At 57.5% G+C, this 14,279-nt stretch carries 10 protein-coding genes; 4 read left to right on the top strand and 6 right to left on the bottom strand.

What is annotated here, in order from left to right; genetic code table 11:
- Positions 1-34: 34 nt before the first annotated feature.
- The 6 genes from fhuB to hrpB form a co-directional block, all read right to left on the bottom strand.
- Complete coding sequence (fhuB, locus tag BJP35_RS08620; RefSeq protein ID WP_032679635.1) at positions 35-2,017, bottom strand: Fe(3+)-hydroxamate ABC transporter permease FhuB; 1,983 nt, start codon at positions 2,015-2,017, stop codon at positions 35-37.
- Complete coding sequence (fhuD, locus tag BJP35_RS08615) at positions 2,014-2,904, bottom strand: Fe(3+)-hydroxamate ABC transporter substrate-binding protein FhuD (RefSeq protein ID WP_014168686.1); 891 nt, start codon at positions 2,902-2,904, stop codon at positions 2,014-2,016. Before fhuD ends, fhuB begins: the two co-directional genes overlap by 4 nt.
- Positions 2,904-3,701, bottom strand: coding sequence for a Fe3+-hydroxamate ABC transporter ATP-binding protein FhuC (gene fhuC, locus BJP35_RS08610; RefSeq protein WP_041162431.1), 798 nt, complete (start codon positions 3,699-3,701; stop codon positions 2,904-2,906). The genes fhuD and fhuC overlap by 1 nt, the downstream gene beginning before the upstream one ends.
- A gap of 50 nt (positions 3,702-3,751) precedes the next feature.
- On the bottom strand, positions 3,752-5,971 hold the full coding sequence (gene fhuA / locus BJP35_RS08605) for a ferrichrome porin FhuA (RefSeq protein WP_086463033.1): 2,220 nt from the start codon (positions 5,969-5,971) through the stop codon (positions 3,752-3,754).
- 230 nt (positions 5,972-6,201) lie between these two features.
- Positions 6,202-8,727 (bottom strand): bifunctional glycosyl transferase/transpeptidase, encoded by a 2,526-nt coding sequence (mrcB, locus tag BJP35_RS08600; protein ID WP_025205202.1) that lies wholly within the window; start codon positions 8,725-8,727, stop codon positions 6,202-6,204.
- A gap of 176 nt (positions 8,728-8,903) precedes the next feature.
- The gene (hrpB, locus tag BJP35_RS08595; RefSeq protein ID WP_086463032.1) at positions 8,904-11,333 is read right to left on the bottom strand and encodes an ATP-dependent helicase HrpB; all 2,430 of its coding nucleotides are present in this window, start codon (positions 11,331-11,333) and stop codon (positions 8,904-8,906) included.
- Between the two features lie 73 nt (positions 11,334-11,406).
- Between hrpB and thpR the strand changes: the two genes are divergently transcribed.
- The 4 genes from thpR to gluQRS all read left to right on the top strand — a co-directional run bounded on the left by thpR (position 11,407) and on the right by gluQRS (position 14,237).
- Entirely contained in the window at positions 11,407-11,961 is a 555-nt protein-coding gene (thpR, locus tag BJP35_RS08590; RefSeq protein WP_014168680.1) for an RNA 2',3'-cyclic phosphodiesterase, read from the top strand.
- The gene (gene sfsA, locus BJP35_RS08585; RefSeq protein ID WP_014168679.1) at positions 11,951-12,655 is read left to right on the top strand and encodes a DNA/RNA nuclease SfsA; all 705 of its coding nucleotides are present in this window, start codon (positions 11,951-11,953) and stop codon (positions 12,653-12,655) included. The genes thpR and sfsA overlap by 11 nt, the downstream gene beginning before the upstream one ends.
- A gap of 176 nt (positions 12,656-12,831) precedes the next feature.
- Positions 12,832-13,287: an RNA polymerase-binding protein DksA gene (gene dksA, locus BJP35_RS08580; RefSeq protein WP_001155232.1), complete on the top strand. Its 456-nt coding sequence runs from the start codon at positions 12,832-12,834 to the stop codon at positions 13,285-13,287.
- Between the two features lie 59 nt (positions 13,288-13,346).
- Positions 13,347-14,237 carry a tRNA glutamyl-Q(34) synthetase GluQRS gene (gene gluQRS, locus BJP35_RS08575; RefSeq protein WP_014168677.1) on the top strand — a complete coding sequence of 297 codons (891 nt, stop codon included), beginning with the start codon at positions 13,347-13,349 and terminating at the stop codon, positions 14,235-14,237.
- Positions 14,238-14,279: the final 42 nt, after the last annotated feature.

Here is a 14,279-nt window from a genome sequence, read left to right as displayed (position 1 = left end):
CTCCACCGGGAGAGGGCAATACCCCACCGCCCTTCTACCTGCTTTGCTTTCTCAACAAATAGATAAAGTACGGCGCACCGATAAACGTCGACAGCAACCCGGCAGGTATCTGGTACGGGAACAGCACCATCCGCCCCAGCCAGTCAGCCACCACCAGTATTACGCCCCCCGTCAGCGCCGACATCACAATGTGCGGCATCGTGCGACGAAAGCCCATCATTCTGGCAATGTGCGGCGCCATTAAGCCGACAAAACTCAGCGGGCCGATGGTCATGGTGGCCGTTGCCGTGAGGCATGCGGCCAGCAGCAGTAACCCGATACGGGACGGCGCCAGGGCCATCCCCACCGCACGCGCGGTCTCGCCGCCCAGCGGCAGAATGGTCATCCAGCGACGACACAGCGGCACCATCGCCAGCAATACGATCATTGCAATCCCGGAATGCACGACCTGGCTGCCGGTGGCGCTGTACGTTGAACCGGAGATCCAGGTCAGGATCTTGGCCATACGCGGATCGCCACTCGCCTGCAGCATCATCAGCAGCATGGTAAATGCCGTGCTGAGCGCCATCCCGGCAAGCAGCATCCGGTGAGGGGAAAACCCGCCACGCCCGGAGGCAATGAGGATGATCAGCAGCGTCACCGCCGCGCCAACGCTCCCGGCAGGCATCAACCAGCCGAAGGCATTTCCCGGCACCAGGAACAGCATCAGGACCACGCCAAAGGCGGCACCAGAACTGATACCCAGAACCTCCGGGCTGGCCATCGGATTACCGGTCAGACGCTGGATAATACAGCCCGCCACCGCCAGCATGACCCCGGCGATTAACGCCGAGAGAATGCGCGGCCAGCGCCACTGCATGAGTTCGTTGAGCAGATCCCCAGACGCCCAGTGCCAGCCCACCGCATCGCGTCCGAAAGCGAGCGCGGCAAATGAGATAACAATCAGCACTGCCAGCCCGGCAAGGCTGAACCCCAGCACTGACTGGCGCTCAGCATAGACCTTATCGCCAGCATCCATCGCTGGCGCGCTGATACTGCGCAGACGCGGCAGCAGCCACAGCAGCAGCGGTGCACCGATAAGCGCCGTCATCGAACCGGTAGACACTTCCATCCAGACGCGTGCCAGCCAGAGAATGATTTGATCGGAAAGCCAGAGGATCAACGCGCCAATCAGCGGGGCTAACATCAGGCGCGCCAGCAGGCGGCGCGCACCGAGCATTTTTGCCAGCAGCGGCGCAAATAGCCCGATAAACCCGATGATGCCTACCGCATTTACCAGCAGGGCACTGAGCACAATCGCCAGCGTCAGCGCCCCCAGACGGGCCAGCGACAGCGCCAGCCCCAGATTACGCGCCACGCCATCGTCAAGACCCATCAACGTCAGCGGGCGCAAGAGCAGCAGCGTCAACACGACGCCACCGACGAGCTGCGGCCACAGACGCTGCACGACGCTCCAGTCGGTCTGGGTGAGCGTACCGGTGCTCCAGAGGAACATGCTCTGCAGCTGATCGTGATGGAACAGCACCAGCAGCTGATTAATCGCGCCGCAGTACAGGCTCACCACCAGCCCCGCAAGAATAAGCGTGACGGGGGAGAGACGTTTGCCCCAGGCGACGCCGAATACCAGCGCGCCCACCACACACGCACCGGCGAGGGCAGCAAACTGCGAGGTCAATGCCCCAGGCAACGCCCAGAGCGTGGTAATCGTGATCCCAAGCTGTGCCCCGGTCGCCACGCCAAGCGTCGTCGGCTCGGCCAGTGGGTTACGCAGTACCTGCTGGAATAAAACGCCCACCAGCCCTAATCCCGCCCCGACCAGCAGCGAAATCGAAAGGCGCGGCAGCAGACTGTAGTGGAACAGCATTTGCTGAATATTATCGATATCTGGCGCCACCAGCGCCCCACGCCACTGGTCGCGCGGTAAGGCCGTCGACAGATTGAACCAGGTCAATGCCAGCGCGCACAGGAAAATGAGGCAAAGCAACAGTGCCGGGAAACGGGCAATACGCGTACTCATGCCTGGCCTCCCAGCGCGTTGTCCAGCACGCGGGCAAAGTGCATGGCAGAAAGCGTCGCGCCGTAGAACCATACCGCAGGTGCGCGCAGGAACCGTTTTTCACGCACAAACGGCATTGCCTGCCAGAGCGGCGTCGCCATCAGGGTTTGCATCTCCCGCTCGTTGCCGTGGTCAAAGCACAACACATCCACATCGCGAAATGCCGCAAGACGGTCAATCCCCACGGCGGTGCTGCCCCAGAAGGTCATCTCCCCTTCCCAGGCATTACGAATACCAAAACTGTCGAGCACGTCCTGGAACAGGCAGTTTTTCCCAAAGACCAGCATATGGCGGGCATCCAGCAGCGTCACCATCAGCAGCGGGCGATCGCCCCGGTGAGCAAAACGCGGCTTCAGGGCGTTAATCAGGGCATCAAAATCGTCGAGATGTTTTTTGGCCTCAACCTCACGGTTAAGGAACAGTGCCATCTCGTGGAGGGAGTTTTTCGCCATCGCCAGCGGATTTTTACCGTCGCTGAAGGAGAAACCACGGCCGGGCGCAATCCGTGCCATTGTCTCTTCTGACGGGCCGTAACCTGCAGACCAGAACAGGAATGACGGCTTCATCTGGGTGAGCAGTTCGAGATTTGGCTCGGTGCGCAGGCCGATGTCGATTACCGAGTCCGGTAGCCTCGGCTCATTCACCCATAGCCTGTAGTTGGGAATATCCGCCACGCCATAGGGCGTAACGCCCAGCGCCATCATCAGCTCTACCGGCAACCATTCCAGCGCCACAATGCGGTGTGGATCGACCGCAGCCGCACGCGCGGTATTCATTTTTAACAGCAGCGGTGAAAGCGCCATTGCCGTCAGCAGACGACGGCGACTCATCAACATAGAATCCAGCATCAGTACACAAAGCTCACCGGTGCTGCCCCGGCAGGGTGAGGCAAAATCCCCATTGGAATACCGTAAATGTGTTCCAGCGTTTCACTGCGCATCAGTTCAGACGGCGTCCCCTGGGCGATCATTTCACCGCCGCGCAGGGCAACGAGGTAATCGCAGTAACGCGCGGCCATGTTGATATCATGCAGGACCGCGATAACCGTCAGACCGCGCTGCTGGCTTAAACGATGCACCAGCGCAAGCACGTCGACCTGATGGGCAATGTCCAGCGCAGAGGTCGGTTCGTCGAGCAGCAGGCAGCGGCTGTCCTGGGCCACCAGCATTGCTATCCACGCGCGCTGACGTTCCCCTCCTGACAGGCTGTCTACCAGACGGTGGGCCAGCGGTTTTAGCCCCACCAGCGCAATCGCCTCTTCCACTTTCTCTCTGTCGGCCACGCCGAAACGGCCAAGCGCGCCGTGCCACGGATAACGCCCAATCGCCACCAGTTCACGCACGGTCATCCCCTCCGCCTGCGGCAACTGCTGCGGCAGATACGCCACTTTGCGGGCAAAGGCTTTACTGCTCCAGCTCTCCAGCGGCTGACCGTCCAGCAGGATATCGCCTTCTGACGGCAGCTGATGGCGGCCAAGCATTTTGAGCAGCGTTGATTTACCAGAGCCGTTGTGACCAATCAGGCCTGTCACTTTACCTGCCGGGAAGGTCAAAGAGAGCGGATGCAGCAGGGTGCGTCCGGGCACGCGAAAGGAGAGATTATTGAGCGTGAAGGTGGTGTCGGATTGCGTTTGATTATCCTGCATATCGGCCAACTTAAATAAAAAGGGCACGGCGAACCGTGCCCGAAGAGAGATTAGAAGCGGAAGGTCGCGGTGGCGACAACCTGACGTTCAGCACCCCAGTAGCATGCATAATCCTTGTAGCAGCTGGAGACATATTCCCGATCGAACAGGTTATTCACGTTCACCGCCACAGATGACCCCGGCAGACCCAGACGGGCCAGATCGTATTTCACCATCGCATCGGCAAGGGTGTAGCTCGCGACGTTAAACGGCTGATCTTTTTTGTCGCCGCTTGAGTAGTAGCTCACCGTGTTACCGATGTAACGGGTACCGGCACCAATCGTCAGGCCGCTTAAGGCCGTGTCGGTGAAGGTGTAATCTGCCCACAATGACGCCTGATTACGCGGCACTTCCGCCGGACGTTTACCTTCAAAGGTGCTGTCATGGGTGTACTCAGCATCAATAAAGCTATACGCCGCGGTCACGTTAATATTGGCGTTAACCGCTGCCTTCGCTTCCAGTTCGAAACCACGAGAACGGATCTCACCGGTCTGGATACTGTGAGTATTCGTTGGATCGTTCGGATCCGCCGTCAGGTTCTTATCTTTCGTCAGCTGGAACAGCGACGCGGTGACCACAACCGGCAGGTCTTTCGGCGCGTATTTCACACCCGTTTCATACTGCTTACCGCGGGAAGGGTCGAACGGTGTGCCGTTACGATCGGCGCCCGATACCGGCTCAAACGACTCGCTGTAGCTGAAGTAAGGTGAAATACCGTTATCAAAGAGATAGTTAATTCCCCCGCGCCAGGTGAAAGCCTGGTCGTGGTTTTCAGCCAGCGAATCGGCCGTACCGCGCGTCAGCGTTGAAGCCATCACGTAGTCGTAGCGTCCGCCCAGCGTCAGCACCCACTTATCCCACTCCGCCTGATCCTGAGCATAGAGCCCGGTCTGTTCATTACGGTTAACGACGGAGTAGTTAGACCATGGCAGGTTGGTGTTGATGTTCGCGTTGCCGTAATCCGGGTTCTGGATATCAATAGGGTCGGCGGAACCGTACAGCGCATTGATATCATTACGCATACGCGAGTAATCAACGCCCGTCAGCAACGTGTGGTCTACGGCGCCCGTCGCGAATGTCGACTGCAGCTGAGTATCCACGGTGAACATATTCAGATCTTCATCTGAACGCACATAAGCGCGGTTAATTTTGCCAGGCTCAGCGTAGCCATTGCCGTAAACAGAGCGGTAGAGCGTATGAACTTTTGCGTAACGCAGATTCTGACGCACGGTGAACGTGTCATCAAACTGATGCGAGAAGCTGTAACCAATCAACTGCTGGCGACGAGCCATCTTATTATCCGCTTCACCTTCGTTGAAATCGGTTGGGATCTTATGCTCATTGCCGTTTGCGTCACGGTATGGCACCACGGTCCCTTCCCGTGGCAACCAGCCGTAGTAGCCCGCTTCCGGATCGTTCTGGAAATTGCTCAGGAAGGTGAAATCGGTTTTGTCATCCGGACGCCAGCTAAAGGAGGGCGCAATCGCATAGCGGGTTGATTTTGACATCTCCTGCTGTGCGTTCTGACTACTGCCAAGACCGGTCAGGCGGTACGACCACACGCCATCTTCATCGATTGCATCACTGAAATCGAAGCCCGTTTGCCACAGGTTATTGGTCCCCATTTTAAACTGGACTTCTTTCAGCGGCTCGGTCAGTGGGCGTTTGCTCACCATACTGACGATACCGCCGGGATTGCTGTTGCCGTAGAGCACAGACGTAGGTCCGCGCATCACTTCTACGCGCTCAAGGAAGTACGGATCCATGGAAGCTTCGGAGTAGTTATTCCCCATCAGCTTCATGCCATCGAGATACTGGTTGGTGTTTACCGTCGAAGGCGCGGTAAAACCACGAATTGAGACCACATCATAGGTGGTGGAGCTGCCGCGGGTCGCAAACACGCTCGGCGTATAGCCCAGCGCCTCTTTTACGGTCGCTGGCTGGCGGCGTTCCATTTCATCACGCGTCACCACGGAAATAGACTGCGGGGTCTTTTCAATCGCGGTATCGGTTTTGGTCGCCGTTGCCGTGCGTTTTGCTGCGATCGTTGGCGCAGGCCCCCACGGACTTTCCTGGGCGGCAGGCGCGGCGGTGACGGGGATGGTTTCTTCTTTTTTCTGGGTTTCAGCCGCATGTGCATACGTAGACATGCCGGCAACCGCTGTGGCTACGACGACCGCGATTTTTCGCAGCGACGTGTGAATTGGCTGAGCAGTATTGGAAAGCGCCATGTTTATCTCTGATGGAAAAGTGAATGATAACGTAAACGAGAATTATTATTATGACCGCAGAATAATATGCGAAACGCTGGCTGCATAGCAAGCAGTAAGCGGCCCTACGAGAATTAAGGGTTTAAGAAATAAACAAGAGAAAACGAAGGGTTAATCAGAATGAAAACGAGGGTTAAGGAAATGGAAAGTACAGGTAAAAAAAATCCCCCCTTTCGGGGGGATGTGAAGCGTTAGTTACCGCCGAACATATCTTTAATCCAGCCCGCGACACCGTCGCTGTCTTTTTTCTCATTCTGCTGCTGCGGCTGTTGTTGCGGCTGCTGCTGAGGCTGAGAAGACTGCTCGAACGGGTTACCCGTCGGTTGCTCTGGCTGGCTTTGCTGGCACAGCGAATCCGGGTTGGTGGTCCAGACAGGCAAGGTACGCATACCGCCGCCACAGACAAAGTTACCAGAACCGTCCACGCCCATATCGACGATATCTTCCGGCGCCACCAGATTCAGCGGTACCGGAGACTGATTCGCCAGATAGCGCTGGTAAATCGACATCGCCCCGCTTGCACCGTACAGTTTGGTTGGCTGGTTGTTATCGCGACCTACCCAGGTGATCACCACTTCACGGCCATCGATACCGGCGAACCAGGTATCCACGTTGTTGTTGGTGGTCCCGGTTTTACCTGCCAGATGCAGGCCCGGATACTTCGCGCCCAGTTGACGTCCGGTCCCCCGCTGCACAACCTGCTGCATCGTCCACAACGTCATATAGGCTGCCTGCGCTGGCACGGCACGTTCCGCTTGCGGGAAGCTCTGATACAGCACGGAGCCATCCTCGGCAATCACCGAACGCAGAGCAGAGAGCGGTGCACGGTTACCCCCGCTGGCAATGGTCTGGAACGCCTGAGCCACTTCGATCGGCGTCAGGTTAAGCGCCCCCAGGATCATCGCCGGAACAGGATGGAGCTGATCTTTCGGCACACCCAGTTTCTGCCAGGTGTCGACAATCGCCGGCAGACCGAGCGCCATACCCAGGTTCACCGTTGGCACGTTCATCGAGCGGGTCAACGCATCCACCAGCATGACCTGGCCGCTGAACTGTTTATCGTCGTTCTGCGGAGACCATACCTGGCCGTTAGGCTGGCGCAGGGAAATCGGCGCATCGGCAATCCAGGTATTCAGGCGATACTGGTTAGGCTGACTCAGGGCGGTAAGATAGGTTGCCGGTTTTGCCAGTGAACCAATCGAACGTCGCGCCTGCATTGCACGGTTGTAGCCTGCGAACTGCGGCTCAGCACCGCCCACCATGGCGCGAACTTCGCCGGTGTTACGGTCAACCACCACCATCGCGGTTTCAAGATCGCTCAGCTTACGCTGTTTCTTCAGCGCCGGGATGCCTTCCACCGCAGCTTTTTCAGCGGCTTCCTGCGCCACGGAATCGAAGGTAGTAAAGATCTTCACGCCGGAGAGATCTTTCACCTTATCACCGAGCTTGCTTTGCAGCTCCTGACGCACCAGCTGCATAAACGCAGGCTGAGGCGAGATCACGCCACCGCGCGGCTGAACGCCGAGTGGTCGCGCGCTCAGCATGTCGTACAGCTCCTGGTCAATCACCTGCTGTTGTTGCAGCAGACGCAGCACCAGGTTACGACGTTCCAGCGCCAGTTTCGGGTTACGCCACGGGTTATAAATGGACGCCCCTTTCACCATGCCCACCAGCAGCGCCTGCTGGTCAAGGCTCAGCTCTTCCACCGGACGACCAAAGTAGTACAGACTTGCCAGCGGGAAGCCGCGGATTTCGTTATCCCCGCTCTGACCGAGGTACACCTCGTTCATGTACAGCTCAAGGATACGATCCTTGCTGTAACGCGCATCCATCAGTACGGCCATGTACGCTTCGTTGGCTTTACGCCAGTAAGAGCGTTCACTGGAGAGGAACAAGTTCTTCACCAGCTGCTGGGTCAGCGTACTCGCCCCCTGCACCGTCCGTCCGGCGGTCAGGTTAGCCAGCACCGCACGGCCAATCGAGTAAAGGCTGATGCCATCATGCTCATAGAAGTGACGGTCTTCGGTTGCCAGCAGGGTATCAACCAGCAGGTCCGGGAAGCCGTTACGGGCAACAAACAGACGTTGTTCGCCGTTCGCCGACGAGAGCATGGTGATCAGACGCGGATCGAGACGGAAGAAACCGAACTGACGGTTGTTATCCATGTTCTCGATGGTGTCCAGACGATCGCCGTCAAAGGTCAGACGCGCACGCACCTGACCCTCTTTGCTGTCCGGGAAATCAAACGGACGGCGGATCATCTCAATGCTTTTCGCCTGCACGGTAAATTCGCCAGGACGCGTCATTTTCGACACCTGACGATACTGGGTGGCTTCCAGCAGTTTCACCATCTCGTTCTTGCTGATGGACATATCTGGCTCAAGGTTCACCATGCGGCCATACACCGCCGCAGGCAGTTGCCAGACTTTTCCGTCGATACGGCTACGGATCTTCTGATCCAGATAGACGCCGTAAATCGCCATCAGCACAACAAATACAATGAACAGCTTCAGCAGCAGCCAGAACCAGCCGCGCTTGCCCCGAGGCTTACGCCCTTTGCCTTTCCCTTTACGCGGCATCGGTTCTTCATCCTCATAATCGTCTTCATAGTCATCGTCATAGTCCTCATCTCTGAGGCGACGACGGCTTACCTTTTCTTTCGCCGGACGCGTTGGTTTTCCCTTACGTCCTATTGGCTCGCGGTCATTCCCCGCCATGCTTTTTCTCCGCAACTTTCAGGCGCAAGGGCCCGATTCTCTTTTCTTCCACTGGCCTGTGAAAGAAGAAATCTCTCAAAGTAAACAGCAAGACCTTCCTGACAGGAACGTCTTTAGTATTTTCTCCCGCACCCTGCGGGTGAGGGCATCAAGCCGCACGTTCCCAGCCACACCCGTCACGAATATTTCTTCGTCCGTCGTGTCGGTGCCGTATTTGCCGGATCGTCCGGCCAGACATGTTTGGGATACCGCCCCTTCATCTCTTTTTGCACGTCACGGTAGCTCCCCGCCCAGAATGCCCCCAGGTCGCGGGTAATCTGTAACGGGCGATGGGCTGGCGACAACAGCTCCAGCACCAGAGAGACGCGCCCTTGCGCCACAGAAGGCGTGGTGGCTTCTCCAAACATTTCCTGCATACGTACCGCCAGCGCCGGAGGATTATCCTCGTGATAACGAATGGCAATCCGGCTTCCGGTCGGCACAGTGTAATGCCCTGGCAGTTCACTATCCAGACGTTGACGTAATGACCAGTCCAGTAAATTCTGTAACGCGACCTTAACATCAAGCGCTTTTAGCGCACGCAGCGAGTGTACACCGTGCATTTGCGGCAGCAGCCAGCGTTCAAGCGAGCCCAGCAATGTCTCATCATCGACCGCGGGCCAGTCATACTCCGGTAGCCAGCGCGCGGCACAGTGAAGACGAATACGGTACTGTTCCGCCTCTGGCGTCCAGTTCAGCACCCCTAACCCTTTGTCCCGGATGCCGTTCAGCATGGCCAGATGCAGCACCTCTTCCGACGGTTTTGCCAGCGGCGTGGTGCCGAGGATCAGTTTACCTGTCTGGCTGCGACGAAACGCCTTCAGCGTGCCCTGAGCCTCATCCCATTCCACGGTATCGGATTGCTGGATCAACTGCGGACAGGCACGCGTCAGGGCATCTATATCCACCGCGATAGCCTGTAAAATACGCGCGTCCGGGGAGTGGCTACCCTGTAACAGTAACGGCGCAATCAGCCATTCGTGACGCGTCATGGCGTCATCGCTGTCCAGCATCGCACCCATGCCATTGGCCAGTTGATATCGCCCGTCCAGACCGCGACGACGCGCGATCCTGTCGGGAAACGCCTGCGCTAACAGAGGCGCGATAGCCGCGCTGTCTGGCGATCCGGCTTTGCCGTTGAGTCGCCGGCAAAGCTGCTGCGCCCGCTGCTGCCAGTTCCCCTGATTGCGGGAAAAGGCCTGCGCCAGATCGCTGCTGCCACCGCGTGGTGGCTCCTCAAGAATAGCCGCCAGTTTCGCCGCCGTAGCAATTTCATCTTCCCCCTGCGCGGCCACCAGCATCGCCGCCAGGCGAGGGTCATTGCCCAGCGCGGCCATTTTTTGCCCGCGGGATGACAATCGCTCACCATCAAGCGCCCCCAGGCGGTTCAGTAAGGCCCGGGCAGCAGCAAGGTTCGCGGCGGGTGGAGGATTAAGCCAGGTCAGCTGTGCCGGATCCGGGCATCCCCACTGCAGAAGATCCATCACCAGCCCCGCCAGATCGCTGTGTAAAATTTCCGGCGTGCTTTGCTGTGCAGCGCGTTCAGCCTGCTCCGCGCTGGTCAAATGCAGGCAGATACCGGGCTCAAGACGTCCCGCACGGCCTGCTCGCTGAACCATTGACGCCTGGCTTATGCGCTGCGTCAGCAGTTTAGTCAGCCCGGTGCGCGCGTCAAAGCTCGCCACCCTCTCCTGCGCACTGTCCACCACAAGACGAATGCCTTCAATGGTTAAACTGGTTTCGGCAATATTGGTTGCCAGCACCACCTTACGCTGCCCCGCGGGCGCGGGCAGGATTGCTTTACGCTGATCCGCCAGTGACAGCGCGCCGTAGAGCGGGCAAAGCAGCACCTCACTTCCCACCCGGGAAGCCAGTTGGTCCTGCACGCGCTGGATCTCGCCTACGCCTGGCAAAAACAGCAGTAGCGATCCCGATTCCTGGCGGAGCAATTCGGCGGTTGCGATGGCTACCGCGTCGTCAAAACGCTGATGGGCAGGCAATGGTTGATAGCGACGCTCAACGGGAAATGCTCTGCCTTCGGAGGCGATAACCGGCGCGTCGGGCAACGTCTGCTGCAGTCGCTCGTTATCCAGCGTAGCGGACATGATAAGCAACCGGAGGTCGTCGCGTAGCCCTTGCTGAACATCAAGTAACAGCGCCAGTGCCAGATCTGCCTGCAGGCTACGCTCGTGGAATTCATCCAGAATCACCAATCCGACGCCGTTTAACTCCGGATCGTTTTGCAGCATGCGGGTCAGGATCCCTTCGGTCACCACCTCAAGGCGCGTGGACGGGCCAACGCAGGTTTCGGCGCGCATACGGTAACCCACCGTCTCGCCCGGCTTTTCACCAAGCAGTTCCGCCAGGCGCTGCGCCACGTTCCGTGCGGCCAGCCTGCGCGGCTCCAGCAGGATAATTTTCCCGCGGACAGTGCCCTCTTTGAGGATCTGCAGCGGCAGCCAGGTAGATTTACCTGCGCCCGTCGGGGCGTTAAGTAAAACCTGTGGGGCATGGTGTAAGGCAGCAAGAAGCTCAGGAAGGACGACGGCGACCGGCAATGAGGACACTAACAACTCCAGAGGGTTAACATTAGTCGGCGTACATTGTAGCATCGGCGCATACCATTACCGAGTCCCCTGTATGTCTGAGTCGAAACGGCTGTTTTTTGCCATAGAATTGCCCTCCACGCTGCAGCGAAAAATCGTTCGCTGGCGAGCCAGCCATTTTCCCCAGGACGCAGGCCGTCCGATCGCGGCGGCAAACCTGCACCTGACGCTGGCCTTTCTGGGCGATGTCAGCGCCGAAAAACAGCGCGCGCTGGCAGCAATGGCTGGCCGCATTTCTCAGCCGGCGTTTACGCTGCACCTCGACGACGCGGGCCAGTGGCTGCGCTCACGCGTGGTCTGGCTGGGCACGCGCCAGCCGCCCCGCGGGCTTTTACAGCTTGCCAGTATGTTGCGCGCCCAGGCGGCTCGCAGCGGGTGTTACCAGAGTCCGCAGCCGTTTCATCCGCATATCACCCTGCTGCGCGATGCCGGTCAGGCCGTTGCCATTCCGCCACCCGGCTTTCACTGGGACGTTGAGGTCAATACCTTCGCGCTTTACGAATCGGTCTTTACCCAAGGACGCACCCGTTACACGCCGCTACAGCGCTGGTCGCTGGGCGATACCCTAAGGAATTCTGATGAAGTTTAGTCCTGCCCTGCAGCACGCCACGCTGGTTCAACGCTACAAACGCTTTCTCGCTGACGTGATCACCCCCGAAGGTGAACAGCTCACGCTGCACTGCCCGAACACCGGTGCCATGACCGGTTGTGCGACGCCGGGTGACACGGTCTGGTATTCCACTTCAGAAAATACTAAACGCAAATATGCCCATACCTGGGAAATGACCGAGACGCAAAACGGGGCATTTATTTGCGTGAATACCCTGCGCGCCAATCAATTAGTTAAGGAAGCATTGACCCTTGGCACCCTGCCCGAACTGGTGGGGTATGGCACGCATAAAAGTGAAGTCAAATATGGCGATGAAAGCAGCAGAATTGACTTCATGTTACAGGCGGAAGACCGGCCCGAGTGCTATATTGAAGTAAAATCAGTGACGTTAGCGGAACAGGAAAACGGCTACTTCCCGGATGCGGTCACGCTACGGGGGCAGAAGCATCTGCGGGAGCTGATGAGTGTTGCGGCGGCGGGCAAACGCGCCGTATTGCTGTTTGCGGTTTTACATTCAGCCATTGAACGATTTTCTCCAGCCCGCCATATTGATCTCAAATACGCGCAATTGTTGAATGAGGCACAAAAGCAGGGGGTGGAGGTTTTGGCTTATAAAGCGGAACTTTCTGCCGATAATATGACTCTGAGATCCTCTCTTCCCATTGTCTTATAAGGGATTAGACGATTGACTATTAAGTGTTCTGGCCGCGTGCGCAAATACGCTTTTCCTCACAGGCTTGTCAAGTGTTACGTTTAGATAATTGCCATACGGAAAAGCATCTGCTATTTATAGCGACCTGATTTTTCCCCCAACACGGGGATCGATAGTGCGTGTTAAGGAGAAGCAACATGCAAGAAGGGCAAAACCGTAAAACATCGTCCCTGAGTATTCTCGCCATCGCTGGGGTGGAGCCGTATCAAGAGAAGCCGGGCGAAGAGTATATGAACGAAGCCCAGCTGTCGCACTTCAAGCGTATTCTTGAAGCATGGCGTAATCAACTCAGGGATGAAGTCGATCGCACCGTTACTCATATGCAGGATGAAGCTGCTAACTTCCCGGACCCGGTAGACCGTGCCGCTCAGGAAGAAGAGTTCAGCCTCGAACTGCGTAACCGTGACCGCGAACGCAAACTGATCAAAAAGATCGAAAAAACGCTGAAAAAAGTCGAAGACGAAGATTTTGGCTACTGCGAATCCTGCGGTGTTGAAATCGGAATTCGTCGCCTGGAAGCGCGTCCAACCGCCGATCTGTGCATCGACTGTAAAACGCTGGCAGAAATCCGCGAAAAACAGATGGCCGGTTAATACCAGCGCTGTTTACACACTCTAAAGGCGGGAGTTTCTCCCGCCTTGTTACTGTTGATATGTCTGAATCACACTATATTGGGCGCTTCGCGCCATCCCCTTCTGGTGAATTACACTTCGGCTCATTAATTGCCGCCCTCGGCAGCTACCTGCAGGCTCGCGCCCGTCACGGTAAATGGCTGGTCCGCATTGAAGATATTGATCCTCCGCGTGAAGTTCCCGGTGCAGCAGATACCATTCTGCGTCAGCTGGAACATTACGGTCTTCACTGGGACGGCGACGTCCTCTGGCAGTCAAGGCGACATGATGCCTACCGGGAACGCCTGGCGTGGCTCCACGCACAAGGGCTCTCCTACTACTGCACCTGCACCCGCGCGCGTATTCAGAGCGTGGGTGGCGTCTATGACGGCCACTGCCGCACGCGCAATAACGGCCCAGAACTGGCCGCCGTGCGCATAAAGCAGCATGCCCCGGTGACGCACTTTACTGATTTACTCTCCGGCGAAATCCATGCGGATGAACGTCTTGCACGCGAAGATTTTATTATCCACCGCCGTGACGGCTTGTTCGCCTATAACCTGGCGGTTGTGGTTGATGACCATTTCCAGGGCGTGACGGAAATTGTGCGCGGGGCTGACCTGGTGGAACCTACCGTGCGACAAATATCGCTCTATCACCAGTTTGGCTGGAACGCGCCGGATTACATTCATCTGCCGCTGGCGGTCAATGAACAGGGCTTTAAGCTGTCAAAACAAAATCATGCGCCCGCCCTGCCAGACGGCGATCCGCGCCCTGTTTTGATCGACGCGCTGCGATTTCTCAACCAGAATGTAACCAACGAATGGCAGGATTTGCGAATTGACGAACTGCTGAAAATGGCGATCGCCAACTGGACGCTGACGACCGTGCCAAAAATCCAGCATTCTCAAATGCGTTGCGCTGAGCTATGATTAGCCGCTTTTTTCATAACAAAACACACTACGAGGTGTACT

The organism is Enterobacter sp. J49 (assembly GCF_002148625.1).
Lineage (GTDB): Bacteria > Pseudomonadota > Gammaproteobacteria > Enterobacterales > Enterobacteriaceae > Enterobacter > Enterobacter ludwigii.
This window is presented reverse-complemented; position numbering and strand designations above follow the sequence as displayed.

Excerpts from the sequence above, each read along its gene's own strand:
- fhuB (WP_032679635.1), bottom strand. The coding sequence starts at position 2,017 with ATGAGTACGCGTATTGCCCGTTTCCCGGCACTGTTGCTTTGCCTCATT.
- fhuD (WP_014168686.1), bottom strand. The coding sequence starts at position 2,904 with ATGCTGGATTCTATGTTGATGAGTCGCCGTCGTCTGCTGACGGCAATG.
- fhuC (WP_041162431.1), bottom strand. The coding sequence starts at position 3,701 with ATGCAGGATAATCAAACGCAATCCGACACCACCTTCACGCTCAATAAT.
- fhuA (WP_086463033.1), bottom strand. The coding sequence starts at position 5,971 with ATGGCGCTTTCCAATACTGCTCAGCCAATTCACACGTCGCTGCGAAAA.
- mrcB (WP_025205202.1), bottom strand. The coding sequence starts at position 8,727 with ATGGCGGGGAATGACCGCGAGCCAATAGGACGTAAGGGAAAACCAACG.
- thpR (WP_014168680.1), top strand. The coding sequence starts at position 11,407 with ATGTCTGAGTCGAAACGGCTGTTTTTTGCCATAGAATTGCCCTCCACG.
- sfsA (WP_014168679.1), top strand. The coding sequence starts at position 11,951 with ATGAAGTTTAGTCCTGCCCTGCAGCACGCCACGCTGGTTCAACGCTAC.
- dksA (WP_001155232.1), top strand. The coding sequence starts at position 12,832 with ATGCAAGAAGGGCAAAACCGTAAAACATCGTCCCTGAGTATTCTCGCC.
- gluQRS (WP_014168677.1), top strand. The coding sequence starts at position 13,347 with ATGTCTGAATCACACTATATTGGGCGCTTCGCGCCATCCCCTTCTGGT.